This window comes from Gordonia sp. LMA167 (assembly GCF_058130025.1).
The window spans coordinates 351031-376904 of record NZ_CM176708.1 but is presented as its reverse complement, the minus strand read 5'-3'; the positions used below and the strand labels follow the sequence as shown (position 1 = coordinate 376904).

Genomic DNA, 25874 nt, shown 5'->3' with positions numbered 1-25874 from the left:
CAGCCGTTGGGGACACCTACTCACCAATTCAACAAGAAAGAACGTCATGAGCAAGGTTCTTGAGGGACAAACCATTCTCATCACCGGGGCGGGTTCCGGAATCGGGCGCGCCACCGCCGAGTGGTCGGCGCGGGCCGGTGCCTCTGTGATCTGTACAGATATCAAGGGTGCCGACGAGACTCTCGCAGCGATCAACGAAGCCGGGGGCGACGGCCGGGCATTCGAGCTCGACGTCCGTGATGCCTCGGTCTGGCAAACAGTTGTCGCGGAGGCTCTTTCAAGCCATTCGAAGATCAATGGATTGTGCCAGGTCGCGGGTATCGTCTCGCCCACCTCCGATACTGCGACAGACCAGACCGAAGACGGATGGAACACCGTCATCGACATAGACCTCAAGGGAATGTGGCTGGGCATGAAGACGGTCATCCCCGAGATGATCAAGATCGGTGGGGGACGGATCGTCAACATCTCTTCGGTGGCTGCGCTCATCGGTATGCAGGACACTGCAGCGTACGCGGCGGCCAAGGGCGGGATCATCGGCATCTCACGACAATCGGCGATCCAATACGCAGCCGACAAGATTCGTGTCAACACCATATCGCCGGGCACTATCGAGACACCCATTCTGGGCGACATCCCCCAGGAGCTGTACGACGCGATGATTGCCGGCACTCCCGCCGGTCGTCTCGGTCAGCCGTCCGATGTCGCGTCCATGGTCGTCCATCTTCTCAGCGAGCACGGAGACTTCATCACCGGGCAGAACTTCGTGATCGACGGAGGCTGGACTGCTCACTGAGCGGACTAGACCTTCCGAACCCTGATCCCTCGAGGCCGGACGCAATCGAAAGACCACCCCATGACCTACGTCGTAACTCAACCGTGTTGCAACGACGCTTCGTGCGTCGAGGTATGCCCTGTCGATTGCATCCGGCCGACCCCTCGTGATCCCGAGTACCGCACGACCGAGATGTTGTACATCGACCCGAAGACGTGCATCGATTGTGGTGCATGCATGGACGCATGCCCGGTCGACGCGATCTTCGGGGATGCGGAACTGCCGGAAAAGTACGAAGAGTACCGTTCGATCAATCAGGACTACTTCGACTTACATCCCCTGAAATCCACCGGACTCCCATACACTCCGAGCCCAACTGTCAAGATCCCACGCGAGGAAGTGCCGCTGCGGGTTGCGATCGTCGGGTCGGGGCCGGCCGCCGCCTATGCGGCTGACGAGTTGTTCCTGCATGGCCGAAACGGTGCAATCGAAGTCGAGATGTTCGATCGCCTGCCCACTCCCTGGGGCCTGGTGCGGGCTGGAGTCGCACCCGATCACGGAGGCACCAAGGCGGTGGCCGATCAGTTTTCTCAGCTCGGTCGCAATCGCGCCTGCACGTTCAACCTCAACGTCGAAGTTGGTGAACACGTCACTCACGACGAATTGTTGGCTCACCATCATGCGGTCATCTACGCCGTCGGCGCCTTGAACGATCGTCGTCTCGGCATTCCTGGCGAGGATCTCGCGGGGAGCCATGCCGCAACGGAATTCGTTGCCTGGTACAACGGACATCCAGACTACGCCGACCGGACGTTCGACCTCTCCGGCGACCGCGCCGTGATCATCGGCAATGGAAATGTCGCGCTCGATATCGCTCGAATCCTCACCGCTGACCCTGACGAACTCGTCCACACCGACATCGCCCAGCACGCAATCGACGCACTGCGCCAGAGCTCGATACGGGAAGTCGTCGTGGTCGGTCGCCGAGGGCCGGCGCAGGCCGCGTACACGAGCCCCGAATTGATGGCCCTGGGCAAGATCCCCGATGTCGATGTCGTGGTCGATCCGCAGGATCTGCTGTTGGGTGCAGACAGTCGCGCAGCGCTTGCCGGTGTGGACCAAACGCTGGCGATGCGATTGAAATCGAAAGTCACGGAAGAGTATGCGCTCGATTCCACCGTCGCGGCCGACAAACGCATCACTCTCCGCTTCCTCGCGTCGCCCGTCGCGATTCACGGCGATCACCACGTGGAGTCTATCGAGTTCGTGCACAACGAGATTCGGCAGAGTCAGGACGGTACGATCCGAGCCCACCCCACCGAGACGACAGAGACCGTAGAAGCAAGTCTGGTCCTTCGCTCGATCGGCTTTCGAGGTGTCCCTGTTCCCGGCGTACCTTTCGACGCCGATCGTGGAGTCATCCCGAATCATGATGGGAGAGTTGTCGATCCCCGTACCAACGAACCGTTGGTGGGAACGTATGTCACGGGCTGGATCAAACGAGGACCTTCCGGGGTGATCGGAACCAACAAGAAGTGCGCTCAGGACACCGTTGCGCAATTGCTTGCGGATTTCTCCGCCGGAAGACTGCATCGACCGGAGTTCGGTCACGCCGATCTCGATCAACTACTCCGACAACGCCAGCCCCACCGAGTCGACTTCGCAGGCTGGAAGGCGATCGACCTCGCGGAGCGCGCGGAGGGCAAGCGACTGGGGCGCCCTCGGGTGAAGTTCACCGACGTCGACTCCATGCTCCAGGCAGTCGCCGACCGAGACTCTGTGACGACCTAGACGAGACTGCGGCTCGAGAGCGTGAAGGCGGGAGAAGCCATGACTATCGACATCGACAATGCCGATATCCGGATGCTGTTGGATCGTCTCGCAATCAGCGACTGCCTGATGAGGTACGCGCGAGGAGTCGATCGTCTCGACGCCGAGCTCATCCGCTCGTGCTATCACCCCGACGGTGTGGATGATCACGGGATGTTCGTCGGCAATCGCGACGAGTTCGTGGATTGGGTGATCTCCATGCACTCATCAACTCATGTGCTGCAACAGCATTGCTTGCTCAACCATACCTGCGAACTCAGTGGGGACACTGCACACACCGAGACGTACTACATGTTCGCCGGGATGAACCAGCAGGGGGACGTCTTGTCGATGAGCGGCGGGCGCTATGTCGACAGATTCGAGAAGCGTGCGGGACGGTGGGGGATAGTCCATCGTGTGTGCCTCAGGGATTGGGCGCCGTTGTCGTCGCGCCCTGACCCTGAAGATCCTTCGACCCTCACTGCGATCCGCGCCGGACTGCCTCCTGGCTTGGTCGACCTCATGCGCACGGGTCCCCGGTCGGCGCGCGACAGATCAGATCCCTCCTACACCCGGCCGCTCACGGTGCCGACCGGCCGGGTCCACGAGTATCGCCAGGCCGCAGCGGGCGGCGTCGACACCGCCTGAACAACGTCGGCGGCCACCCGGAGCGCCGCACCGCGCGTCGGCGGGCCGGCGCCATCCCCACCTCTATCACCAACCGATTGGTTCTGGAAGGACACCCGTCATGAACACGTCTCCGTCGACATCCACCGGCCTCAGTCGCACCGACCGCGGCCTTCTGACGCTGAGCGCCATCGCCCCGGTCGCCGTGTGGCTGGGGCTGCTGGGACCCGCGTGGGCGTACGTTCCCGCTCAAGGCGGGGCCCCCGCATCTGAGATGAACTACGCCGATCTGTCGTCCGTGAACAGCGCCGGCGACACGGCGATCCAGTCGATGTACTTCACATGGGGTGCCTGGCTGTTGGCGGCACTCACTCTCGTGCTCGCCGTCCTCGCCGTTCGCGTCGGTGGTCGTGCCGTCGGCCTGGCTTGCTCCGCGGTCGGAATTGTGGGGGTCGTGGTCACGATCCTGGCCATGAAGGGATCTCTGTCCTGGGCAACGTTGATCGGGGGCTTCGAGAACACTCGGGTCGGCGCAGCGCTCGTGTTCATCGGATTCCTCGGTCTCGTCCTGGTCGGGGTGCGACTTCTTCGTGGATCGCAGGCGTCGCAGGGCTCGACCGCAGTAGAGGACTCCACGGCGGCAGTGACCGCCTGAGCTTTCACAACAACAAACTTTCAGGAACAACAAAGGAGAAACAATGTCACGACTGACCGGGCAGGTCGCGTTCGTCACCGGCGCAGCGCGCGGACAGGGGCGGGCGCACGCGGTTCGACTGGCCGAAGAGGGCGCCGACATCATCGCTGTCGACATATGTGCGGACATCGATTCCGTGCCGTATGCGCTGAGCACGATCGAAGATCTCGACGAGACCGCCAATCTCGTGGAGAAGACCGGGAGAAGGGTTGTCGCCCGTGCCGCAGATGTGCGCGATCTGACGTCGCTGGTGAATGTCGTGGACGGTGCCGTCGACGAGTTCGGACGACTGGACATCGTCGTCGCCAACGCGGGAATCTGGTCGAGCGCACCGTTCCTGGAGATGTCTGATGCGATGTACAACGACATGATCGACGTACAGATGCACGGCCCGTACAACACGTGCCGGGCGGCCCTTCCCCATGTCGTCGCCGGAGGCCGTGGCGGCTCGGTCATCATCATCAGCTCGACAGCCGGAATGCGTGGATTTCCCAACCAGGTGCACTACAACATGGGCAAACACGCAGTCGTCGGCCTGATGCGTTCTCTCGCAAACGAATTCGCCCCCAATTTCATTCGCGTGAACACGGTGCATCCGAGTTCTGTCGATACCAAGATGATTCAGAACGAAGCGATCTGGTCGGCGTTCGCCCCCGGGGTGGAGAACCCGGGTTTCGAGGACTTCGGTGACACATTCACCGCGATGAACCTGCTACCGGTCCCGTGGATGGAACCGTCGGCCATCTCGGGCGCCGTTGCCTGGCTGGCGTCCGACGATGCCAAGTACGTGACCGGAGCGTGCATCCCCGTCGACGCCGGATATCTCGGCAAGTACAACTGACGGACCCCGTCGGCTTCATGCTCTTTCAACCCTCCCACGTCTCGCCCACATCGAGTGGTGAGCATTCTCAGGAAGATCACCTGCCGTGAGCATTCTTCACACCATCGAGTCATCACGAATGAGGCCGTATCAGTGGTTCATCGTGCTCATCTGCATGCTCTGCAACATGCTCGACGGGTTCGACTTCTTCGCAATGGGGTTTGTCCTCCCGCATCTCGACGACGGATTCGCGTCCTCCGGCGAGAAGGGCTTCTTGATCAGCATGGGGCTGGTGGGTATGGCCATCGGTGCCATGTTCGTCGCGCCACTTGCAGATCGCTTCGGGCGTCGAACACTGATGTTGTTCGGGCTCGCCCTCAACTCTGTGTCGATGGTCGCCACCGCGCTGGCCCCGAATGCCCCGCTGATGATGGGTGGACGCCTGCTGACCGGGATCGGCGTCGGAGTCATCAGCGCCATGATCATCGTCACCGCGCAGGAGTTCTCGTCGGCATCGAAGCGAAACTTCGCCGTCGGGATCGTCACCATAGGCTTCCCCTTGGGCAGTACGTTGGCGGGCGTGACCGGGGTGTCATTGATCTCGGTGTTCGGTGGCGCGTGGCAGGCGATGTTCTGGGTCGGTGCGGTGGTGAGCGCGATGGGATTCTGTCTCGTCTACCTGGCGTTGCCCGAATCCCTGAGTTTCCTCATCAACGCGGGAGGCGAGTCCGCCCGCGAGCGCGTGGCCCGCATTGCCCGGCGGATCGGTATCGACGGGGATCACCAGCACGTTTCGGCACAGTTCGAATCGGCAACCGAAGATGTCGCCATGTCTGAGACGCCCGCGAAGGGGAGCTTGCTCGGACCGATGTTGCGTCAGCGGACGATTCTGCTGTGGGTGGGTTACGGATTCCTGACGGCGGCCTACTACTTTGTGGGCACCTGGACACCGCAGTTGATCAGTGATGCGAGTGGCGACACTCAGCGGGGTGCTGTTGCCGGCACGATCATCAGTCTCGGCAGCCTTGCCGGATCGATCATCTTCGGTCTCGTGGGCTTGAAAGTGCGCGCGACGTTGATCGCATGGGTGTCATTGGTCCTGGCGGCGGTGAGCATTCTGGTCTTCGCCGCGACGATGGGCCTGTCCGTGGGCTTGTTCGTTGCCGCACTTCTGGGGCTCTCGGTGTTCGTCGCCATCTCGTCCTACACCGCGGCGGCTCCTCCGATGTACCCGCCGTTGCTCAGAGCGCGGGGCTACGGCTACATGGTGGGAATCAGCCGGATCGGTGCGATTGTGACCCCGATCATCGCCGGATACGCCTCTGCGGTCTTCTCGGCGCGAACAATCTTCTTGGCCGCCGGAGTCCTGCTCGCGGTGTCCGCGCTCGCAGCTCTGCGGTTGTCACGGCTCCCATCGGACGTCCCGGCCGAGGTTGATGACGCCCGCGACGGGAGCCGCGAGGATGTGGCGGCTGGCGAAGGCGCTCGTACGCGGCCCGCTGCACAGTAGCGGTGGACGCCAGGTAGCGAATCGCCACAACGCTCGAAGGCAAGGGCACTCGATTGTGCCCTTGCCTTCGAGCGTGTCCAGGAGGCTCGGGTAGGCGGGCGCTGTCAGAGCCGAAGGGAACTGCGCCAGCCGAGGCGGATGAGGATGATGAGCTCAGGATTTCCGCGGCGGTGGAGTGAACTCCGCGACTTGCGCTCGATCCACGCCTTCTGCGGCGAGGAGGTACTTCTGGACCCGTTGACTCGGTGTGCGGGGGAAGTCGTCCCTCTGCTCGAGATAGCGGGGAAGCATGAATCTCGGTAGCTGCGTGATGAGCCAGCTGTACAACTCGGCCAGATCGACCGGCTCGCCGTCGCGGCTGAGCACATCGACCTTGACCTCGTGCTCGCCCAGTTCGGCGGGAACCGCATACGCCGCCGCGTCTGCGATGGGCGGGTATTCGCGGATCGATTGCTCCAGTTCGACGGCGGAGATGTTCTCGCCGCGGCGACGGATCGCGTCCTGGTTTCGCATGACGAAATGGATCCGGCCCTCGTCGTCGTAGTATCCGAGATCGCCGGTATGGAACATGAAGTTGCGGAAGGCTTTCGTGGTCGCCTCGTCGTCGCCGTAGTATCCGTCTGCCATGGCATACGGCAGCAGCGGTCGGTAGACCATCTCTCCGAGCCGGCCCGGTGCCAGCAGCCGGTCGTCCTCGTCGACGACACCGAAGTCGACCCAGGACGGCGGAGCGCCGATCGTGTCGTCAGACACACCGTCCAGGCGCTCGCGGGCAGGAACGTGGGGAAAGATCTCGGTCATGCCCCATCCCTGCCAGATCACCCTGGTGCGGTACCGCTCTTCGAACTCCTTGCGTCGAGCCGGCTGAGGCAGGATGTAGACGTTGCGAAGCCGGTGCTCCGGGGCTGTGGATACCCGGTCGAGGATCATCGAGGCCATCGGTCCCATCAGCATCGCGAAGGTGGCGCCGTCCGCTGCGATGTCCTCCCACCATCGGCTGACACTGAAGCTTGACTTCAGATGAGCCGTACAGCCTACGTGTAGCGCCGAATTCGCGAAGTTCTGCAGTCCGGCGATGTGGCACATCTGCAGCGGTGTACTCAACACGTCGTCGGGCGAATGCCCCATGGAGTCAGTGATGTTCGCAGAGCTGAGGTACTGGTAGTGATGTGACCACATGGCGGCTTTCGAGCCGCCGCTCGTGCCCGAGGTGAAGACCAGTGCCGCAAGATCGCTCGGGCGCGGCAGGGTGTGCGGAGCGGTGCTCGGATGGCCTGCGCGCCAGCGGTCGAACGACTGCGCCGGCACGCCATGCACCTGCGTGTCCGCCGTTTCCTCGCCGCACACCAATAACAACTCGACCTTGGCGAGTCCCGGGGCCGCCCTGACGACGTCGAGGAGATCCGCCCTCAACACCAGGATCTGGGCATCACAGCGATCGAGGAGTGCGGTGAGCAACGGGCCGCGTGCCTCCGGATTGAGCGGAGCGGCGAATCCACCGGCGGCCTGTGCACCGAGAAACGCGGGCATGAACTCGAGTTGATTGCGCAACAACAACGCCACCCGCGGCGCGGTGTACTCGGCGGCTCGGGCAGCTGTCGCGAACTGGTAGGCGGCCCGCTGTGCCTGTCCGAAGCTCAGACTCCGCGTCCCGTCGAACACGAGCCAGGGCGCCTCGCCACGCTTTTCGGCCTGCTCCGCCAATACGTGCAGCATGGTGCGACGCTCATACGGATGGGCCGTGGCGACGGGGCCGAGATCGGGCCCGGTCCCGCGGAGCAGATAGGGCTCTGACGCGTGGTGCCGACCATTGGCCGTCGGTTGCGGTTCGGACACGAAAGCCTCCACAATGTGGTCATATTCGTATGGACTGGACTGGGTGTGTGGCCCTATGCCGGCGATTTGCCCGGTCGCTGCACACATGCGACGTAGTCATTCCAGACCACGTCTCCGGCGAGGATGTCGTCCAGCGTGTAGTCGGTCGTTGCGACATCCCAACGCATCTCGGTGTGGACGAACTGCAGCAAGGCCCCGAAAGTGTCTCTCGGGGAGAGGAAGGTCTCGGTCCACGCCGGCAGCGACGTGTTCGTACCGACTGCGGTGTAGCCGTCATCGGAGAGAGCCTGAACGGTCTCCTCGACGTCGTCGACCATGAACGTGAGGTGATGAAATCCGGGACCCCGCCGACGCATGTGGTCGGCGAGGATCGAGTCATCGCGAAGTGACTGCATCAGTTCGAGTTTGAAGCCGGGGAGCATCAACTGGATCAGTCGGATGCCGGTGGTGTGGTTGTCGCCCCCCGACAGCAGTGTTCCGCCCAGAACGTCGGTGAAGAAGTGTGCCGCAGCTCGCATCGACGTCACGGCGAGGGCGACGTGATCGACCTTCAGCACCCTGTCAGCAGTGTTGTTCCCGGCGCCGGTATCGGGCGTCATCGCCAATGCTCCATGGGAACCCCCGCCACCGGAGATCGCAGCACCTGCACCTCTTCGATTCCGAGCCCACCCAGATAGATCGTCTTCAGATCGGCCCCACCGAAAGCGATGCTGGACAGGTTCGAGACGCGGGATCCGCGGCTGTTCGAGATCTGATCCCAGACCAGATGTCCCTCCGTGTGGGCCGAGGTGATCGTGTCCAGTTCGTTGTGATCGACGTCTTCGAACACCACCGTCCAGGTCAGATCCGGCGCAACACGGATCACCCGGTTGGAGATAACACACGCGATCCAGAGTGCGCCCTCCACATCGAATGCCAGACCATCGGGGAAGGTGCCTCCCGGGTAGACGAGCCGGACGGGATCGCTCAAGGAACCGTCTGTCCCCAGGTCATAGCGAGTGGTGCGGCAGGCAAACGTCTCATTGACGAACAGGTACTTGCCGTCGGGCGAGACCCGCACCTCGTTGGTCCAGTTCAACCCGTCGGCCGCGAGCGTGACGTTCCCGTCCTGTACCAAGAGGATCTGGCCGGTGTCTTCCTCTGCGGTGAAGTGCTCGTGTTTGCGAGCCGTCGAGCTGATCGTGATCCAGGTCCGATCACCGTCCACCAGCACGAAGTTCGTGCGTGGAATCGGTTCCCCGGCAATCTCTGTAGCGAACGGGTGGACGTCGCCGTGCCGCCCGACACGCCAGACTCCACCCGCCCTGCCCATGTTTGCGAACAGGAAGTCGCCGTCTGGCGTCATCGCGATCCCATTGGGCCGGAAGCCGTGCGAGATCAGGTCCGACTCGACGGCGGGGCCAGTGGTGCCGTCGGGAGCGATCTGGGCGATGCCCACCGTCCAGTCGCCGGTGTACAGCGATCCGTCCGGGGCGGCCAGAACGCATTCCGGCCGGTTCAGGCCAGTGCCGATCTGTGCGAGGTCCGTCGGCAGGAACGGCTCGATCGTGGTCAACGCCATATGTCTTCTCCCATGATTGCAGTGGACGGCGACCGCGGGCCGCCACCGTCGGTCGCCGTCTCGGTGCAGCGACCAGGTGGTCGATCCGTGAGCGTGGTACGTCGTCGGGGACCGTGGCCACGGGCGTGTCCGGCACGCCGTCGTCCGTCAGAGCGCCAGGTAGCCGCCGTCGACGGGGATCGTCACACCCGTGACGTACGACGACATGTCAGACGCGAGGAACACTGCGGGACCGGCGATCTCCTCCGTCTCACCGACCCGCCCCAGCGGTAGCCGCTGGATGAACTTGTCCCCCGCCGCACCCTCGACGGTCATCAGGTCGCTCTTGATACGTCCCGGTGCCAATCCGTTGGCTCGACCACCGGTTGGTCCGAGGGTGCGGGCGAAATACTGGACCAGGGACCGCACCGCAGCTTTCGAAGCGCCGTACGCGGCGCTGGACCTGGGCGCGGTGAAGCCGGCAATCGACGACAGGAAGATCACGCTCGCGCCGGCGTGTTGCAGTGTGGGCAGGAGGGCAACCGTGATGTCCCACTGAGCGGTGAGGTTCACATCGATGACCTGATCCCACTTCTCCGCCTGATCCGGGTCGTTCGGCCTGATTCGGGGCGCGATGCCCGCATTGTTCACCAGCACGTCGATGGTGCCGTACTCCTTCAGGATTCGACCGCCGAACGCCGTGACGCCCTCGCGGTCACTGATGTCCAGCGTCTCCGCGGAGGCGGAGCCGCCGGATTGCTTGATGGTTGCGACGATCTCGTCCGCTGCCTCCTTGTTCCGGTCGATCACCAGGACATGGGCTCCCTCGGCAGCCAATGCGGTCGAGATGACAGACCCCAAGCCGCGTCCGCCTCCGGTCACCACCGCTGTCTTGCTGGAAAGTCGAGTCATTCGCTTCTACTCCTCGTTATGTGAAACACGCTGCATATGAATAGTGCTGTCGTGCAGCAGATGTGATCTGAGACGTTGGCAAGGTCGGCGTCGCGGCATCGGCGGGAGCCGAGGCGGCACCTCACGACATGATGTATCCTTTGTAATCGTTCTCGCTCACGTCCTCGCAGTACTCCCGGAATCTGGGATTGCCGCCGACGAACAGCAACACCTCTCGCTTGTCCCGGCCCTCGATGTTCTTGTTGATCCCGGTGAACCACGAATTGGTCTGGCCCAGTAGCAATTTGCCCAGCAACTTGGTGCAGTAGAGGGTGTAGCTCTCAGCAGCTTCGACTTCCGGTTCAATGCGTTGAATCCCCGCCTTCTTCGCATGGGCCATCATCTCGCTCAACCAGTCGACGGCGAGGGCGGAACAGCGTGGGATGTTGCAGAAGGTGGCACCGCTCTGAGGGCCGACCAACAGGAAGAAGTTGGGGAACCCGGGACATTGCATGCCCATGTAGGTCGTGACGCCGTCAGCCCATGCGTCTTTCAGGTCGACACCGCCCGTGCCGCGGATGTCCATACGATTCCAGGCGCCCTTGACCGCGTCGAAGCCCGTGGCGTAGATGATGACGTCGAACTCGTGGAGGGCGTCGGTGGTCTGGATACCCTCGGGCACGATCCTGCTGATCGGCGTCGTGTTCAGATCGACAACCGAGACATTGTCCTGGTTGTACACCTCGTAGTAGTTGGTCTCGAGTGGTACCCGCTTCATCCCGAAGCCGTGATCTTTGGGTATCAGCAGTTCAGCGGTACGAGGATCCTTGACCCGTTCACGGATCTTCTGCGCTACGAAGTCCGAGACGTACTTGTTCGCCGCCGGGTCGGACAGGGCGTCCTGATATACACCGAGCCACAGTGAGAAGCCCGGCCCCTTGTACAGCTCCTCCAATTTGGCGTCGCGCTCCGCTTTCGGCACATCGAACAGGTTGTCCGGGATGAACTCGTGCGGGAAGCCGGCGATGGACGCGTCGCACTTGGCGGTGAACTCGCTGTAGTGCGACTTGATATAGGCCATCCGCTCCGGCGTCATGGGCCCGTTGCCCAACGGAGTGCACCAGTTCGGCGAGCGCAAGAACACGGTCAGACTCTCGGCCACCTTGCCCATTTCCTGGATCACCTGCACGCCGGTCGACCCCAGGCCGATCACGGCCACACGCTTGCCGGAGAAATCCAGCTTGGCAGGACCGAACCCGTCAGGGTCGCGAGGCCAGTTCGCCGTGTGGTAGCTCTCGCCCTTGAACGTGTTGATCCCGGGCACGTTGGGCATCTGGGGTGCAGACAGGGGGCCGAGGGCCGAGAATACGAAACGCGCCGTCAGAGGTGCACGGTCCGGCTGTTCGAATTCCAGGGTCCAGAGATTATCGGCGTCATCGAACACCGCCTTCCTGACCCTCGCATTGAAAATGAAATCCTTGCGGATGTCCATGATCTCGGCCGCGCGATGGATGTATTCCAACACCTCGGGCTGCGCGGAAAAGCGCTCGGACCAGTTCCACTCCTGCATGAGCTGGTCGTTCCAGAAGTACCCGTAGACTTCGCTCTCCGAGTCGGTGCGGGCCCCCGGATATCGATTGTGGTGCCACACTCCGCCGATGTTGTCCGCCCCTTCGACCCCCAGTACCGAGTAGCCCATTTCTCGGAGTCGGTAGGCCTGGTAGAGGCCGGTCAGGCCCGCGCCGATCACCACAGCGTCGAAGTCGGGTTCTCTTGTCATGTCAACTTTTCCTCTCAGTGGCCCTACGCCGACCGTTGTGGCCATGGCGCTGGACGGTGTCGCTGTTCTGCCCGCTGCGCCCGAACTAGTCCGTTCCTCCTCGCAGGCACGCGCAGACGGTCGGTCCGGTGGGTGGTCGGGTCGACGGAACCTGCATCCCGCCTGCTTGACCCAACCGGATGCTCGCTCGACGAGACGCAAGAAACAAACGTTTGTTTTTCTCTGGCGCCAAGGATCCGCGAGCTATTGGTCGAGCTGTCAGAGCCCCATTTGCTTGGCGATGATGCTCCGTTGGATCTCACTCGCTCCACCGCCGACCATCGCGTGCTTGGCTTCCCGAAAGTAGCGCTCCATGTCGTACTCGGGGAGCTGGGCATATCCACCGAGCGCCTGCATGCCGTTCGTCGCGACCTTGAAAGCGACGTCGGCCGCGTAGACCTTCGCCATCGACACCTCCTTGAGTGCCCCTTCTCCCCGGGCGAGTTTGGTTGCGGCGCTGTACACGAGAAGCCGGGCGGCCTCGACCTCGCATTCGTCTGCGGCCATGCGATGTTTGAGCACCTGGAACGACGAAAGGCTGCGGCCGAATTGGGTGCGGTCCTTGGTGTACTTGATGGTGTCGTTGAGGGCCGATCGCGCGTTGCCCACGTAGGTGGCTGCCAGGCTGAGCCGCTCCCATTCCAGGTGTTTGCCCACCACGGCCCATCCGTCGCCGGGTTCGCCGATGATGCTGTCCGCCGGGATGCGTACGTCGGTCAGGAAGATCTCCGTGGTTCCCAGACTCCGGCGGACAACCGTGTCCAGTTTGCGGATGTCGACGCCTTCGGTCGTGTTGGGGACGAGGAACATGCTGAGTCCGGCGTGCTTGTCCTCGCTTGTTCGCGCCATCACCGCGATCACCGTGTTGGGTAGATGTGCGCCCGAACAGAACACCTTGTTCCCGTTGAGCACCCACGAGTCTCCGTCGCGGACCGCCTTGCTTCGGAGGCTCGCGGCATCCGACCCGGCGCCGGGCTCGGTGATCGAGATGCTGAACTTCAGGTCACCCGCCAAGAAGGCCGGCAGGTACTGTTCGCGCTGCTTGTCGGTGCCGTGGTGGGCGACGTTGGTCGCAGTGAACATCGATGTCATGATCGCCGCGGCGAAGTCCAGGCTGTACTTCGCGATGGCTTCGCAGAAGATCGCATACATGACGGGATCGGCTTCGAGTCCGCCGTACTCCTCGGGGATCAGCAGTCCGAGCCAGCCACGCTCGGCGATCTTCTTGTACGCCTCGTTCGGGAACTCACGTGACTCGTCGTGCTTGCGGGTGTATTCGACTCCTACTTCGCGCTCCATGAAGGCGTGCACGGTGTCGTGCCACAACTGCTGCTCGTCGTTGAAGCGAAAGTCCATCGGGTACTCCTTCTCGGTGATGTACGCATCAGGCTCGGTGTGATGTGTTCTTGACCACCGTAGCAACGTCTGATAGCAATAAACAAGTGATTGTTTTTGGCGCCGAGCCGTCAGCTTAGCCGACCTCACCAGAATGGGTAAGAGCATGGGATTTCAGGAGACGTACCGGGGCATACGCGTCGTGGACCTCAGCGAGAACATCGCCGGACCGCTGGCGTGCATGATCCTCGGCGATCTGGGCGCCGATGTCGTGAAGGTGGAACGGCAAGGCACCGGGGACTCCACTCGGGCTCTACCGCCTCACCTCGGGGCGTCAAGCACGGTCTTCCACACAGTCAATCGCAACAAGCGCAGTGTCGAGATCGATCTTGCCTCCGCGGAAGGACGCCGCGCTGCCCTGGCGATCGCCAAGGATGCAGACGTGGTGGTCGAGTCGTTTCGCCCCGGCGTCGCCGACCGACTCGGGCTGGGGTTCGAGGACTTCACAGAAGTCAGCCCCTCCGTGATCTACTTGTCGATCAGCGCATTTGGTCGTGGTCCCCTCGGTCACGACCGTCCCGGCTATGATGCGCTGGTACAGGCGTTCACCGGGATCATGGACCTCACGGGTAGTCCCGAGGGGCGTCCTGCGCGGGCTGCGCCGTCGCTCATCGACATCTCCACTGGGATGTGGGCTGCGATGTCGATCATGGCCTCACTGGCGCAGCCGGCCGCCGAGCGCGGAGCTCGACGACTCGAGTCGGCGCTGATCGACAGTGGGCTGTTCATGATGTGTCACCAGATCAGCGGCCTGCTGAACGCCGGTTTCCATCCGCAGAGGCTGGGTTCGGCCGCGCCGAGCACCGCGCCCTACCGGGAGTATCAGACGGCCGACAAGTCGATCATGATCGCAGCAGCCACTGATCGACTCTTTCAAAGACTTTGCGCCGCAATCGATGCCGATAATCTCGCCCAACAAGAGCGTTTCAGCACGGTCGCGCGTCGTGTGGAGAACCGGGATCTTCTCGACACCCTGCTCGAGGGCATCCTGCTCACGCGTCCCTCGGAATACTGGCTGCAGCAGATCAGCGGCAAGGGGGTACCGGTGAGCCCCGTGCACAGTCTCGAAGAGGCCACCGCACACCCGTTGACAGCCGAGCGCCATCTCATCGAAACCGAGGACAACGTGACACATCTGCGGTTGCCTTTTGATCATGGCCGGGACTTGCCCCTACGCGCTGCACCGCTGCTCGGCCAGCACACCGAGGAGGTCTTGCTCGACGCCGGGTTCAGCCCCGACGAGATCCGTGCCCTCACCCCGGCCTCGGTCTGACACCTTTGAACGGAGTTCATGATGAACGTTGATTCGACCGACCGTCGGCGCGGCTTGTTGGAAGATCGCTACGCGCCATGGCGACCGAGGACGACAGCGCAATTGTTCGACGAAACCGCCGAGATCCATCCGGACCGGGTGTTCGTCCGCGGCGATACCCGCGACATCACCTATGCCGAGATGCAGCGCTGGAGCATCCGCCTTGCGGCGGGGCTTGTCGCCATCGGGGTTCGTCCGGGAGACCATGTGGCGGTTGACATGGCCAACCTGCCGGATTTCGTTGCACTCAAACTGGCAGTCGGAAGAATCGGGGCGATCTCGGTCGCGATCAACTTCCTCCTCCGGCATGAGGAACTCGCGTATATCCTGCGTCAGTCGGATGCTCGCGTGCTGATCACCATGGACGAATTCCGGGGACTGAACTATCTCGATTGCTTGGACCGGATCGCGCCGGGTTGGGAAGATTCCGGTGGCGGAGCGGCACTTCCGGAACTGCGAAATGTGTTCGTGCGGGACATGACCGAGCGTGCCGACCGGCGGGGCGCTCCACTCGCCTGCATCACGGCTGCGGGCGAACAGATCTCGGATGAGGACATCCTCAGGTTGACCCGCAAGGTCGACCCTCGCCAGGGGTCGGATCTCCTGTACACCTCAGGCACGACAGGCCAGCCGAAGGGGGTGATGCTCACCCATGACGCCGTGGTGCGCACTGCCTACTCATCTGCCTACACGCGCGCCTTCCAGGATGCGCGAGCAATCTGCTATGCGATGCCGATGTATCACGTCTTCGGGTATGTCGAGGGAATGATCGCGTCCTTGTTCGTGGGCGGATCGATCCTGCCCATGACAACTTTCGAACCGTCGGCGATGCTCGCCGCCGTTGCACGGCATCGGATCGACGAATTGATCTGCGTGCCGGCCATGACGACCAGGCTCCTCGACGAAGCCCGCATCAACGACTACGACCTCTCGCATCTGACCACCATGTTCTCGTCTGGGGCTGCTCATCGCCCCGATATGTGGGAGGAGATGTACTCCGTCCTTGGAGTGGACGAGATCTTCACCGCGTACGGTCAAACGGAAACCACAGCGTCGACGGCGTGTACGCTCCCCGGCGACCCGATACAGCGCCTGCTGACGACGAACGGTTCCATCAAACCCGCGGGGGCAGCCGGCGATCCTGAGCTCGGGGGAGCCGTCGCCGTCTACAAGGTGATCGCCACCGATACGGGCGAAGAACTGCCGTTCGGCCAGATCGGGGAATTGGTGACGAAAGGGCCCGGGATCACCCGTGGCTACTACAACAAACCTGCCGAGACAGCTGCGCTGTTCACGGCCGATGGCTGGATGCACACCGGAGATCTCGGCCGACTCAGTGAGGACGGATACCTGACTCTGACCGGGCGAATCAAGGAGTCGTATCGGTGCGGGGGCGAACTCGTTCTGCCATCCGAGATCGAGGGCGTCCTCAGCCGACATGACGGAGTCAAGGCCGCCCATGTGATCGGAATACCTCACGAGCGTATGGGCGAGGTCGGCGTGGCGTTCATCGTGGCAGCTCCCGGCGCGGAGCCTACACAGGCGGAGCTGATCGACTACTGCGCGAATCTGTTGGCGCGGTTCAAGGTACCGGCGCACGTCATGCTCATTGAGGAGGCTGAACTACCGGTGACCGTCACCGGCCGGGTCCAGAAGTTCCGACTTCTCGAGCGTGTCACCGAGCTGCTGGCCAGCACCGCTCAGCCGGCGAGGTAGACCGATGACCACCACTGACATCGTCATCATCGGAGGCGGGCTGGCGGCCGTCAGGACCGTGCAGGGCCTACGGTCCCTGGGATACACGTCGCCGATCGCGGTGCTCACCGAAGAGGCTGTCGGGCCGTATGACCGCCCGCCGCTCTCCAAGGACTACCTGACCGGTGATCTGGACGAATCCGATCTTTCGTTGGTCGGCGTGCAGGCGTTTGCCGAGCTCGACATCGACCTCCGCCTGAACAGCCATGTCACCGGAATCGACCGTGCGGCAAAGAGAGTCATGATCGCGGACGGTGGTGCCGTCGAGTACGAGCGGCTCGTGATCGCCACAGGCGCACGTGCGCGCCAGTTGCTGGACTTGCATCCTTCTCGTCGAATCCACTATCTCCGCACCGTTCTCGACGCGAGCGCGTTGCGCGATGCGCTCGCCGACGCCGACAGCGTCCTGGTGATCGGCTCGGGGTTCATCGGCCTCGAGGTGGCGTCCTCGGCACGATACCTGGGCAAGGACGTCCGTGTGGTCGCAGCAGATCCCGGGCCGATGATCAACATCGTCGGCGCCGGTCTGTCGGCCTGGATCGAACGGCTCCATGCAGACGCCGGTGTCATGATCGAGAATTCCACATTCGTCACCTCGGTCGCGGAGAGCGCGGACGGCGTGACGGTAACCACCAGCGACGGACGCAAACACGATGTCGATCTCGTGGTCGTCGGCGCGGGGATCATGCGCGAGCTGGATTGGATCGATGACGCGGGTCTGGCGACCGACGGAGGGTTGCTGTGCGACGCCGACGGCCGTACCAGCGATCCGGACGTGTTCGGTGTGGGCGATATCGTGTGCCGGCACACCATGTTCGGCCGCGAGGACATACAGCACTGGACTGCCGCCGCCGACAGCGCCCGAAGAACTGCTCACGCACTGCTGGGTAGGGACCATTCGCACGACTGCGGTGACGGATACTTCTGGACCGAACAACACGGCCGCCGTCTGCAGTTCGTCGGGTCGGCCGCGGCCGGATCAACGCTCAATGTGCTGCACGGTGACCTGGATGCCGACAAGTTCGTCGCCGAGGTCGTGACGGGCGGGGACGTCACCGGCGTGTTCGCATCCAGTAGTCCAAAAGAATTCTTGAAGAGTCGCTCGCGGTTTCAGGACCGGACGACCGCGGCGGTTGCACACGTCGCAACAGAGAACCACGGCTAGGGGCGTGCCATGCAAGTGCTGTCACCCACCGATACCCAGGCACTGGGGACGATCTACAGCGAGTATTCCTGGCGGTTCGACAGTGGTCGGGCAGCCGAGTGCGCGTCACTGTTCGCACCCGACGGGCAGTTCATCCTGGATACCAGGCCGGCGATCGTCGGGAGGAACGCGCTCGAGGAGTTTTTTGACGCTGCGGCGTCCGGTGGTTCGGGAACACACCACTTCGTCAGCAACATCGTCGTCGCGGGTCTCGGCGAGGGCCGGGCCCGTGGATCGGCGTATGTGCTGGTTCTGCGCGCTGAGACAGAATCCCTGCGGCTGGTCACGATGGGTCACTACAACGACGTCTTCGTCCTGGCGGACGGACAGTGGCGGATTCAGGAACGCAGGGTCATTCCGACCCTTCCGGAAGGTCTCGCTGGTGCGGTGCTCACGCAGTCCCAGTAGAGATCTCGTGCACGGCAAGGTCGGCATGGACGCCGTTCCCATCTCCGCGAACGGGCAGGAGTCCGCCGATGATGACGTGCGCCAGACCATCGCTGATCACTTCGGCCGGCTCCGGGCCGGTGGACAGATACCACTCCGGACTCCAGTTGAGAATCCCGAGGATCGTCAGGACAGCCACGCGTTGGTCGACGTCGGCATCGAAGCTGCCGTCTGCGATGCCGGTGCTGATGATGTCGTGAATTCGACGCTCGTAGGCCCGTCGCTTCTCCAACAGTCGCTCTCGGTCGGGGCCTTCGACGTGACGCCACTGGTGGAATACGACCAGCGCTCGGTCGACATTCTGCGCAATGACGGACACGTGTGCCCGAACGAGAGCCCGCAACTGCTCTTCACCGGTGCCGGCCAGGTTCGACGTGGCATCGAGGTACTCGTCGATGCCGGCATCGACGAGCCGCACGAGCAGGGAATGCTTGTTGTCGATATGGGCATAGACGCTGCCCGGGAGGATTCCCACCGCCTCGCCGAGGTCCCGGATCGACGTGCTCGCGTAACCCTGCCTGCTGAACAACTGGATGGCAGCATCGAAAAGGCGCTGCTGTTTGGTCACTCGAGTCGCCGGTTTGGCCCTACCCGTCGCAGCACGTCGCGCCATCTCGCTCATCCTCTCTTCCCGCCGAGAAAACGACGGAAAAACGCACAGTCGTTTTTCATCGTAGTCCCCGCCTCTGATCTGAGGCTTGTTGACGCCGCCGCGCGATGCTAGAGTAAAAAACAAATGATTGTTTGTCCAGGTCAGAGCCAAATGATCCTCTAGGAAAGGCAGTATCATGGGCAGTCTTGCAACGCCGTTCGCCGAGTACTCGACGAAGTACGAGAACATCAAACTCGAGCGCGACGACGGCATCCTGCAGGTCACCGTGCACACCAACGACGACAGCCTCGTGTGGACCTCGCGCTCTCACGACGAGCTCGCATATTGCTTCAACGACATCGCGTGCGACCGCGAGAACAAGGTTGTGATCCTGACGGGCACAGGAACCTCGTTCTGCAACGAGATCGACTTCTCGAGTTTCAGCCTCGGGACTCCCCACGACTGGGACGATGTGATCTTCGAAGGTCAGCGGTTGCTGAACAACCTTCTCGGCATCGAGGTCCCGGTGATCTCGGCCGTCAATGGCCCGGTGACCAATCATCCGGAAATCCCGGTCATGAGCGACGTCGTCCTCGCCGCCGAATCGGTGTACTTCCAAGACGGGCCACACTTCCCGTCGGGAATAGTTCCCGGAGACGGCGCGCACGTGGTCTGGCCGTACGTCCTCGGCCCGAATCGGGGCCGATACTTCCTGATCACCGGCCAGGAACTCGACGCCAAGACCGCATTGGACTTCGGTGCTGTGAACGAGGTCTTGTCTGCTGACGCATTGTTGCCCAGGGCCCATGAGATCGCCGAACAGATTGCGGCAAAACCCCTTTTGGCGCGTCGGTACGCGCGCAAGGTTCTCACCCGCGGCCTGCGACGGGTGCTCGAGGCAGACCTCGGCTTCGGCCTCGCCCATGAAGCCCTCGGGGCTGTCGACCTCGGGATGGCCGACCAGTGACCGCTGCTGACACCAGAAACGTTCTGTCCCAACCGGAACGGTACTTTGAAGACTTCCCGGTTGGTACGGTGTGCCGAACGGGTGGGAGAACGGTTGACATCTCGGACATTTCGATGTTCGCAGGCCTGACTGGCGACCACTATCCGTTGCACACCGACGAGCAGTACGCGAGTAACACCCAGTTCGGCACTCGGATCGCGCACGGCCCATTGACGTTCAGTCTCGCGGTGGGGTTGGTGGCCTTAGCCGGGTTCTATGGCGAGGCGATCGTGGCGATGCGCGAAGTCCAATCGATCCGAGCGCTCCGACCAGTCAAACCCGGCGACACCATTCGAGTCGATGTCGAGGTTGTCGATACCCAGCCGGCCAAGCGCGGCGATCAGGGCATTCTCTCGCTCGACTACGCGGTCTCCAACCAGCGCGAGGAAGTCGTGCTGACCGCCCGAATGGTGTTGCTGGCAAAGCGCCGCAACCCGGCCTGAACTCTAGTTCGAAAGGATCATCTTCGAGATGACAACTGCTGACTATCAACTCGGATACAACCCAATGCCCGGTAACCCCCTCGAAGCAGCCTTCGTCGGGGTGGGAGAAATCCCTTCCGGTAAGTACCCCGATCGGTCCTTCATCGGTTCGCTGGTCGAGGTCGCGCTTCGGGCCATCGCCGATGCGCAGCTCTCGGTACCCGACATCGACACCGTGCTGCTCATTCCGTGCCTCCATTCCCCGGATGATCAGGCCGACCTGATCTTCTCGCGAGTGGTCGAGGAACTCGGGCTACATGGACGGGCGAAAGCGAGCTCGATGCTGCACTCCGGCGGATCGACCAGCGACAACATCACCCGCGTCGCAGCCGGATTGATTGCCAGCGGGCAGGCGAAGAACATCCTGGTGGTCCAGGCGGACAAGTGGGGTTCGGCGCCGGTTGCCGACATGGTGGACATGCTCAGCGGCTACGGAATCCCACGCGAGTGGGAGCGGCCCACCGGATTGACGTTCAACGCCGTCGGTGGACTGATCACCCAGCGATACATGGCGGCATCGGGATCGACAGCTGAGGAACTCGCTGCCGTGTGCGTGGCGTTGCGGCAGTGGGCTCGCCTCAATCCCAATGCGATGTACAAGGACAAGGACCTCACGGTGGAGAAGGTCCTGGGCTCGAAGATGATCTGCGATCCCATCCACGCAATGGAGTGTCCGATGCTCGCCGACGGGGCTGCTGCCTACGTCGTCACAAGCACCGAGAACGCGCGCAGGAAACAGGACCGGTGGGTACGGATCGCAGGCTCCGGAGGCTGCGTTTCTCACTACAGCATCGGTCAGGAGAACGACCTCGCGACAATGGGCTGGAAGCGCGCCGGTGACTTCGCGTACGAGCAAGCCGGCTGGGGCCCCGAGGACGCCGATCTCGCCGAGGTCTACGACTCCTACGCCGCAGTACTGACCATCGGGATGGAAGGTCTCGGTCTGGCCAAGCTGCACGAAGGTGCTCGGCTCTTCGCCGCAGGAGAGTTCTCGCCGGGTGGTCGACTTCCGGTCAACACCAACGGCGGACTCCTGTCGGCCGGCCATACCGGGGTGGGCGGCGGAACAGCGCTCCTCGTCGAAGGTATCCGACAACTGCTGGGCCGGGCCGAGCCGCAACGACAGGTCGACAATGCCCGCCGGGCGGTGTGCGCGGGTACCGGTGGCACGTACATGGACAGCCAGGTGCTCCTGCTCGAGCGCGTGGACAAGTGAGGACAACGACATGACCATTCAACTGACCGACGCATACTACGAAGCCCTCGATCGAGGCGAGCTCATCGTGCAGAAATGCCAGAGCTGTGACAAGCCGATCATGTACCCCAAGTATGTCTGCCCCCATTGCCACAGCACCGACCTGGGTTGGACGCCGGCTTCCGGGGAAGGCAAGCTGCACAGCTTCACGATCCAGCGAATCGGCGCACCCACAGGTTTCGAAGATGATCTGCCCTATGCCGTGGGTGTGGTGAAGCTGGCCGAGGGCGTGCAGCTGTTGGCCCGGCTGCGACCGGATGCCGACGGCGGCTGGGACAGCTACGAGTGCGACATGCCGGTGGGTTTTGACGGCACCGCACCGGATGGCCGTCATATCGCGTGGTTTCAGGCTCGGTGACAAGGCCGATGCCAGAGTCGACGCCTGAGATGAACATCGCGACGTTCCTCGCGAAGTCAGCTCAGCACCATCCCCAGCACCCTGCGATCATCTACGGCTCGCAGACGATCACCTACGCCGAGTTGTACCGTAGCGCACTGAGTATCGGCGGCGAACTCCTCGACCGCGGGCTGCGGCGCGGTGATCGGGTGGCATTCGCGCTGCACAACAGCCCGGCTGTCCTCGAGACCATCTTCGGATGTCTGGCCGCCGGTTTGGTGGCAGTCCCCATGAACGCGCGGTTGCACGCGAAAGAGATGGGCTACATCGTCCGGTCATCCGGGGCTCGCGCTCTGATCCACGGGGCCGCCTTCACCGAACAGATCGAATCGCACCTGTCCGAGTTCGGCGACATCGAATGGCGATTCGAGGTTGCCGGTGAGTCATCCACCGAGTCGTTCGACGCTCTGCTCTCGGCCGAGCGACCTCTGCACGGTCCTGTCGAGATCAGCTCCAGCGACGCCAGCTGGCTGTTCTACACGTCGGGTACCACCGGGAGGCCGAAGGGCGCGACGTGGACCCACCGCACCGGTCGGGTCGTCGCGATGAACTACCTCGCCGACGTCTATCCGATCGAGCAGTCCGACGTCGTGCTGCATGCCGCTCCGCTGTCGCATGGAAGCGGCATCGTCGCATTGCCGACGATCGCCCGCGGCGCAACGAACGTCATCCTGGACGCGCTGAGCTTCTCGCCCGAGCTTCTGTTCGACACGATCGAGGCACAAAAGGTCTCGCACATCGCGTTCCTCGCGCCGACACAGATCGTGGCGATACTCGACAAGTTCGACCCCCAACGCCATGATCTGAGCACATTGCGCGCGGTCTGTTACGGCGGTGCCCCGATCTACCTCGAGCATCTCAAAGCAGCAATCGCCACTTTCGGGCCGATCTTCGCGCAGATCTACGGCCAAGGGGAAGCACCGATCACGGTGACCGGCCTGACCCGGCAGATGCATGCCGAGTTCGCGGCCACCGACGACCCGCGGCTCGGGTCTGCCGGGATCGCCCGGACCGACGTCGAAGTCAGAGTTGTCGACGCGGATGGCAAGCCGCTACCCGTCGGGCAACCGGGCGAGGTATGTGCCCGCGGTGACGTCGTGATGCGCGGATACTGGAACAACGACGAGGCAACCGCCGCCGCGCTTCGTGACGGTTGGCTGTACACCGGCGACATCGGCGAGTTCGACGAACACGGGTACCTGTTCCTCCTCGATCGTACGAAGGACATGATCGTCTCCGGAGGCAACAACGTGTATCCGCGGGAAGTCGAAGAAGTTCTCATCGCGCATCCATCCGTCGAGAACGTTGTCGTACTCGGAATCCCGGATGAGTACTGGGGTGAGGCCGTACACGCGGTAGTGGTACCCGCCGCCGGTAGTGAGGTCAGCGGTGAGGAGCTGATCAAGTACTGCTCCGAAAGTCTGGCCGGCTACAAGAAACCCAAGGCGGTCGAGTTCGTCGACTCGCTGCCCGTGAGCGCGTACGGGAAGGTCCTGCGACGCGAGGTCCGCGACCGCTACTGGTCGGGACATGAGCGGAAGGTCGGCGGCGGAGCACGAGCGAGCACCGCTTCGGTTTCCTGATGCAGCAAACGTGTAGTCGAGGTCGACGGTCGGTGCCGATGTCCCCTCGCGATCGAACCCGTCGGAGGTCACCATGAACAGAATTTTCATCGCCGGTGTCGGAATGACACCATTCGTCAGCCGCAGTCCGCACACTGTGCGCCAACTCGCCGAGTCGGCTGCGGCGGAGGCTCTGTCGGACGCATCGATCGGACCGGAAAACATCGGTCGCCTGTACTTCGGCAACGGGGCATCCGGCATGCTCACCGGTCAGGAGATGATTCGTGGCCAAGTCGCGTTCCGAAACAGCGACCTGGGACGCATTCCCCTGATCAACGTCGAGAACGCCTGTGCTTCAGGTAGTACCGCTGTCTTGTCCGCGTTTGAAGCCATAAGCGCCGGGCGCTGTGACGTCGCGCTGGCGGTCGGCGTCGAGAAGCTCTCCAACGATGACAAGCACCGCACATTTGCGGCCATCCGGGGTGCGACCGACGTCGCCGAGCTCGATCCCGACGCGGCAGGCCAAATCCTGAAGAGTTCGGCGTTGCTTGATGTCTACGCCGAAGAAGCTCGCACATATCTCGATGCGTACGGTGCGACCATCGAGGATTTCGCGGCCGTCGCCGTGAAGAACCGACACCACGGCTCACTGAATCCGCTGGCCCAGTTCGGCAAACCGCAGACAGTGGAAGACGTCTTGGGAGCGAGGATGATCGTCGATCCGCTCACGTTGCCGATGTGTTCACCGACGACCGACGGCGCCGCAGCATTGGTCCTCGTATCCGAGTCTTATGCCCGCCGCTCGGGGATCACCGGCGTCGAGATCAAGAGCATCGAGATCGCGTCAGGTTTCGGCGCCGACTCCGTACCGGTCAAACGAGCCGCCGACGCCGCGTACGCGCGGGGCGGTATCGGGCCAGATGACCTCGACGTCATCGAAGTGCATGACGCCTCTGCGCCGTCAGAGATCCTGCAGTACGCCGAGATCGGCCTCTGCGATCCCGGTGACGGGCACCATCTCATCCGCAAAGGCCAGACCGCCTTGGGCGGCCGCACACCCGTCAACGTCAGCGGCGGACTGCTCAGCCGTGGTCACCCGTTGGGAGCGACGGGGTGCGCCCAGTTGGTAGAGCTGTACAACCAGCTCGCACAACGGGCCGGTGACCGCCAGGTCACACGACCCCGAACAGCGTTGGCGGTCAACGCCGGAGGCTGGTTGGCCGGGGCGTATGCGACAAGTGTTGCGACCATTCTGCACAAGAGCTGACCACACCGATGTCATGCGGTGAAGGAGATAGCGTGAGATCCATCGAGTTGGAGACCCTGTACTACGAGTATTCCGGCGACGGAGTCGTGGTTCTGACACTGAACAGGCCCGATCGCGGCAACGGTGTCGTACCCGAACTCGTCCGAGATCTGTTGGCCACGCTGACAGAACTCGAGAATGACAAATCGGTGCGGGCTCTGGTGCTGACGGGCGCCGGCAAACAGTTCTCGGCCGGTGCCGACCTGAAGGCGATGAAGGCCTACCTGGATGATCGTCACCAGATCGAGCACGAACCGTACAACGCACGGATCCTGTTCCCGGTCACTCAACGTGTCGCGGCCTCGAGGATCCCGATCATCGCCGCGATCAATGGTGGGGCGACGGCCGGAGGGCTGGACCTCGCGTTGGCCTGCGACCTCCGCATCTGCTCGACACGGGCACGGCTGGGCGAGACCTACATCAATCTGGGCCTGCCGCCGGGAAACGGCGGCACGTACTTCCTGCCGCGCCTCATAGGTTCCGGGCTGGCGGCGGAACTCGCCCTGACTGGGGATGTCGTCGACGCACATCGTGCACTCGAAATCGGCCTGGTGAATCGTGTCGTCGAGCCGGAGGACCTCATTTCGACTGCGATCGCGCTGGCCACGAAGATCGCGGCCAAGTCACAGCGTGCGGTGGAGGCGACCAAGCAAGCCTTGCGGTCGAGCTGGCAGGTCGATCTGGCGACGTCCATGACCAACAGCTATTGGTCGGTGGCAGCAATGCACTACGGACCCGACCTCCGAGAAGGTGTCAACGCGTTCCTCGAGAAGAGGCAACCGGAGTTCAACAAGACTTCGGCAACCGCCGAACGCTTTGACCCGGCTGCGGTTCGTTAGA

The 25874-nt window shown here is 62.8% G+C and carries 24 protein-coding genes; 17 read left to right on the top strand and 7 right to left on the bottom strand.

The features are described from left to right. Window positions 1–46 precede the first annotated feature (46 nt). The 6 genes from ACVT6V_RS01690 to ACVT6V_RS01665 all read left to right on the top strand — a co-directional run bounded on the left by ACVT6V_RS01690 (window position 47) and on the right by ACVT6V_RS01665 (window position 6235). On the top strand, window positions 47–796 hold the full coding sequence (locus tag ACVT6V_RS01690) for an SDR family NAD(P)-dependent oxidoreductase (protein WP_489898092.1): 750 nt from the start codon (window positions 47–49) through the stop codon (window positions 794–796). A 60-nt stretch (window positions 797–856) separates the two neighbouring features. Continuing rightward, a complete protein-coding gene (locus ACVT6V_RS01685) occupies window positions 857–2566 on the top strand; it encodes a 4Fe-4S binding protein (protein WP_489898091.1) in 1710 nt (569 codons plus the stop codon). 39 nt (window positions 2567–2605) lie between these two features. Then, on the top strand, window positions 2606–3232 hold the full coding sequence (locus tag ACVT6V_RS01680; protein WP_489898090.1) for a nuclear transport factor 2 family protein: 627 nt from the start codon (window positions 2606–2608) through the stop codon (window positions 3230–3232). Window positions 3233–3332: 100 nt separating this feature from the next. Further along, a complete protein-coding gene (locus ACVT6V_RS01675) occupies window positions 3333–3866 on the top strand; it encodes a hypothetical protein (RefSeq protein ID WP_489898089.1) in 534 nt (177 codons plus the stop codon). Window positions 3867–3909: 43 nt separating this feature from the next. Next, window positions 3910–4746, top strand: coding sequence for a mycofactocin-coupled SDR family oxidoreductase (locus ACVT6V_RS01670; RefSeq protein WP_489898088.1), 837 nt, complete (start codon window positions 3910–3912; stop codon window positions 4744–4746). A gap of 118 nt (window positions 4747–4864) precedes the next feature. Continuing rightward, window positions 4865–6235, top strand: a complete 1371-nt coding sequence (locus tag ACVT6V_RS01665) for an MFS transporter (protein ID WP_489898087.1) — start codon at window positions 4865–4867, stop codon at window positions 6233–6235. 153 nt (window positions 6236–6388) lie between these two features. On the opposite strand, the gene ACVT6V_RS01660 is transcribed toward ACVT6V_RS01665, so the two are convergent. From ACVT6V_RS01660 to ACVT6V_RS01635, 6 genes are all read right to left on the bottom strand, one after another. Further along, on the bottom strand, window positions 6389–8071 hold the full coding sequence (locus ACVT6V_RS01660) for an AMP-binding protein (RefSeq protein ID WP_489898086.1): 1683 nt from the start codon (window positions 8069–8071) through the stop codon (window positions 6389–6391). Between the two features lie 53 nt (window positions 8072–8124). Then, window positions 8125–8670, bottom strand: coding sequence for a VOC family protein (locus ACVT6V_RS01655; RefSeq protein ID WP_489898085.1), 546 nt, complete (start codon window positions 8668–8670; stop codon window positions 8125–8127). Then, a complete protein-coding gene (locus ACVT6V_RS01650) occupies window positions 8667–9632 on the bottom strand; it encodes an SMP-30/gluconolactonase/LRE family protein (RefSeq protein ID WP_489898084.1) in 966 nt (321 codons plus the stop codon). Before ACVT6V_RS01650 ends, ACVT6V_RS01655 begins: the two co-directional genes overlap by 4 nt. A 147-nt stretch (window positions 9633–9779) precedes the next feature. After that, window positions 9780–10523: an SDR family NAD(P)-dependent oxidoreductase gene (locus tag ACVT6V_RS01645; RefSeq protein ID WP_489898083.1), complete on the bottom strand. Its 744-nt coding sequence runs from the start codon at window positions 10521–10523 to the stop codon at window positions 9780–9782. Window positions 10524–10644: 121 nt separating this feature from the next. Beyond that, on the bottom strand, window positions 10645–12282 hold the full coding sequence (locus tag ACVT6V_RS01640) for a flavin-containing monooxygenase (protein WP_489898082.1): 1638 nt from the start codon (window positions 12280–12282) through the stop codon (window positions 10645–10647). A 258-nt stretch (window positions 12283–12540) separates the two neighbouring features. After that, complete coding sequence (locus ACVT6V_RS01635) at window positions 12541–13677, bottom strand: acyl-CoA dehydrogenase family protein (RefSeq protein WP_489898081.1); 1137 nt, start codon at window positions 13675–13677, stop codon at window positions 12541–12543. 145 nt (window positions 13678–13822) lie between these two features. Between ACVT6V_RS01635 and ACVT6V_RS01630 the strand changes: the two genes are divergently transcribed. The 4 genes from ACVT6V_RS01630 to ACVT6V_RS01615 are packed head-to-tail and all read left to right on the top strand — an operon-like array spanning window position 13823 to window position 18395. After that, a complete protein-coding gene (locus ACVT6V_RS01630) occupies window positions 13823–14989 on the top strand; it encodes a CaiB/BaiF CoA transferase family protein (protein ID WP_489898080.1) in 1167 nt (388 codons plus the stop codon). A 21-nt stretch (window positions 14990–15010) separates the two neighbouring features. Further along, window positions 15011–16744, top strand: coding sequence for a class I adenylate-forming enzyme family protein (locus ACVT6V_RS01625; RefSeq protein ID WP_489898079.1), 1734 nt, complete (start codon window positions 15011–15013; stop codon window positions 16742–16744). A 4-nt stretch (window positions 16745–16748) separates the two neighbouring features. After that, window positions 16749–17948, top strand: a complete 1200-nt coding sequence (locus ACVT6V_RS01620) for an NAD(P)/FAD-dependent oxidoreductase (RefSeq protein ID WP_489898078.1) — start codon at window positions 16749–16751, stop codon at window positions 17946–17948. Between the two features lie 9 nt (window positions 17949–17957). Further along, window positions 17958–18395, top strand: a complete 438-nt coding sequence (locus tag ACVT6V_RS01615) for a nuclear transport factor 2 family protein (protein ID WP_489898077.1) — start codon at window positions 17958–17960, stop codon at window positions 18393–18395. On the opposite strand, the gene ACVT6V_RS01610 is transcribed toward ACVT6V_RS01615, so the two are convergent. Beyond that, complete coding sequence (locus ACVT6V_RS01610) at window positions 18379–19002, bottom strand: TetR-type transcription factor C-terminal domain-containing protein (RefSeq protein ID WP_489898076.1); 624 nt, start codon at window positions 19000–19002, stop codon at window positions 18379–18381. The genes ACVT6V_RS01615 and ACVT6V_RS01610 overlap by 17 nt on opposite strands. Before the next feature lie 220 nt (window positions 19003–19222). On the opposite strand from ACVT6V_RS01610, the gene ACVT6V_RS01605 reads away from it, so the two are divergent. The 7 genes from ACVT6V_RS01605 (at window position 19223) to ACVT6V_RS01575 (ending at window position 25873) form a co-directional block, all read left to right on the top strand. Then, a complete protein-coding gene (locus ACVT6V_RS01605) occupies window positions 19223–19993 on the top strand; it encodes an enoyl-CoA hydratase/isomerase family protein (protein ID WP_489898075.1) in 771 nt (256 codons plus the stop codon). After that, on the top strand, window positions 19990–20475 hold the full coding sequence (locus ACVT6V_RS01600) for a MaoC/PaaZ C-terminal domain-containing protein (RefSeq protein WP_489898074.1): 486 nt from the start codon (window positions 19990–19992) through the stop codon (window positions 20473–20475). Before ACVT6V_RS01605 ends, ACVT6V_RS01600 begins: the two co-directional genes overlap by 4 nt. Window positions 20476–20503: 28 nt before the next feature. Next, entirely contained in the window at window positions 20504–21730 is a 1227-nt protein-coding gene (locus ACVT6V_RS01595) for a thiolase family protein (RefSeq protein ID WP_489898073.1), read from the top strand. A gap of 10 nt (window positions 21731–21740) precedes the next feature. Then, complete coding sequence (locus ACVT6V_RS01590) at window positions 21741–22127, top strand: Zn-ribbon domain-containing OB-fold protein (RefSeq protein ID WP_489898072.1); 387 nt, start codon at window positions 21741–21743, stop codon at window positions 22125–22127. An 8-nt stretch (window positions 22128–22135) separates the two neighbouring features. Beyond that, window positions 22136–23749, top strand: coding sequence for an AMP-binding protein (locus ACVT6V_RS01585; RefSeq protein WP_489898071.1), 1614 nt, complete (start codon window positions 22136–22138; stop codon window positions 23747–23749). Window positions 23750–23822: 73 nt separating this feature from the next. Continuing rightward, window positions 23823–24995, top strand: coding sequence for a thiolase family protein (locus tag ACVT6V_RS01580; RefSeq protein WP_489898070.1), 1173 nt, complete (start codon window positions 23823–23825; stop codon window positions 24993–24995). Window positions 24996–25027: 32 nt separating this feature from the next. Next, entirely contained in the window at window positions 25028–25873 is an 846-nt protein-coding gene (locus ACVT6V_RS01575; RefSeq protein ID WP_489898069.1) for an enoyl-CoA hydratase/isomerase family protein, read from the top strand. Window position 25874: the final 1 nt, after the last annotated feature.

Coding starts and splice junctions, on each gene's coding strand:
- ACVT6V_RS01580 (WP_489898070.1), top strand. CDS start 23,823: ATGAACAGAATTTTCATCGCCGGTGTCGGAATGACACCATTCGTCAGC.
- ACVT6V_RS01585 (WP_489898071.1), top strand. CDS start 22,136: ATGCCAGAGTCGACGCCTGAGATGAACATCGCGACGTTCCTCGCGAAG.
- ACVT6V_RS01595 (WP_489898073.1), top strand. CDS start 20,504: ATGACAACTGCTGACTATCAACTCGGATACAACCCAATGCCCGGTAAC.
- ACVT6V_RS01650 (WP_489898084.1), bottom strand. CDS start 9,632: ATGGCGTTGACCACGATCGAGCCGTTCCTGCCGACGGACCTCGCACAG.
- ACVT6V_RS01670 (WP_489898088.1), top strand. CDS start 3,910: ATGTCACGACTGACCGGGCAGGTCGCGTTCGTCACCGGCGCAGCGCGC.
- ACVT6V_RS01685 (WP_489898091.1), top strand. CDS start 857: ATGACCTACGTCGTAACTCAACCGTGTTGCAACGACGCTTCGTGCGTC.
- ACVT6V_RS01665 (WP_489898087.1), top strand. CDS start 4,865: ATGAGGCCGTATCAGTGGTTCATCGTGCTCATCTGCATGCTCTGCAAC.
- ACVT6V_RS01615 (WP_489898077.1), top strand. CDS start 17,958: ATGCAAGTGCTGTCACCCACCGATACCCAGGCACTGGGGACGATCTAC.
- ACVT6V_RS01680 (WP_489898090.1), top strand. CDS start 2,606: ATGACTATCGACATCGACAATGCCGATATCCGGATGCTGTTGGATCGT.
- ACVT6V_RS01635 (WP_489898081.1), bottom strand. CDS start 13,677: ATGGACTTTCGCTTCAACGACGAGCAGCAGTTGTGGCACGACACCGTG.
- ACVT6V_RS01640 (WP_489898082.1), bottom strand. CDS start 12,282: ATGACAAGAGAACCCGACTTCGACGCTGTGGTGATCGGCGCGGGCCTG.
- ACVT6V_RS01625 (WP_489898079.1), top strand. CDS start 15,011: ATGAACGTTGATTCGACCGACCGTCGGCGCGGCTTGTTGGAAGATCGC.
- ACVT6V_RS01655 (WP_489898085.1), bottom strand. CDS start 8,670: ATGACGCCCGATACCGGCGCCGGGAACAACACTGCTGACAGGGTGCTG.
- ACVT6V_RS01645 (WP_489898083.1), bottom strand. CDS start 10,523: ATGACTCGACTTTCCAGCAAGACAGCGGTGGTGACCGGAGGCGGACGC.
- ACVT6V_RS01590 (WP_489898072.1), top strand. CDS start 21,741: ATGACCATTCAACTGACCGACGCATACTACGAAGCCCTCGATCGAGGC.
- ACVT6V_RS01620 (WP_489898078.1), top strand. CDS start 16,749: ATGACCACCACTGACATCGTCATCATCGGAGGCGGGCTGGCGGCCGTC.
- ACVT6V_RS01630 (WP_489898080.1), top strand. CDS start 13,823: ATGGGATTTCAGGAGACGTACCGGGGCATACGCGTCGTGGACCTCAGC.
- ACVT6V_RS01690 (WP_489898092.1), top strand. CDS start 47: ATGAGCAAGGTTCTTGAGGGACAAACCATTCTCATCACCGGGGCGGGT.
- ACVT6V_RS01675 (WP_489898089.1), top strand. CDS start 3,333: ATGAACACGTCTCCGTCGACATCCACCGGCCTCAGTCGCACCGACCGC.
- ACVT6V_RS01605 (WP_489898075.1), top strand. CDS start 19,223: ATGGGCAGTCTTGCAACGCCGTTCGCCGAGTACTCGACGAAGTACGAG.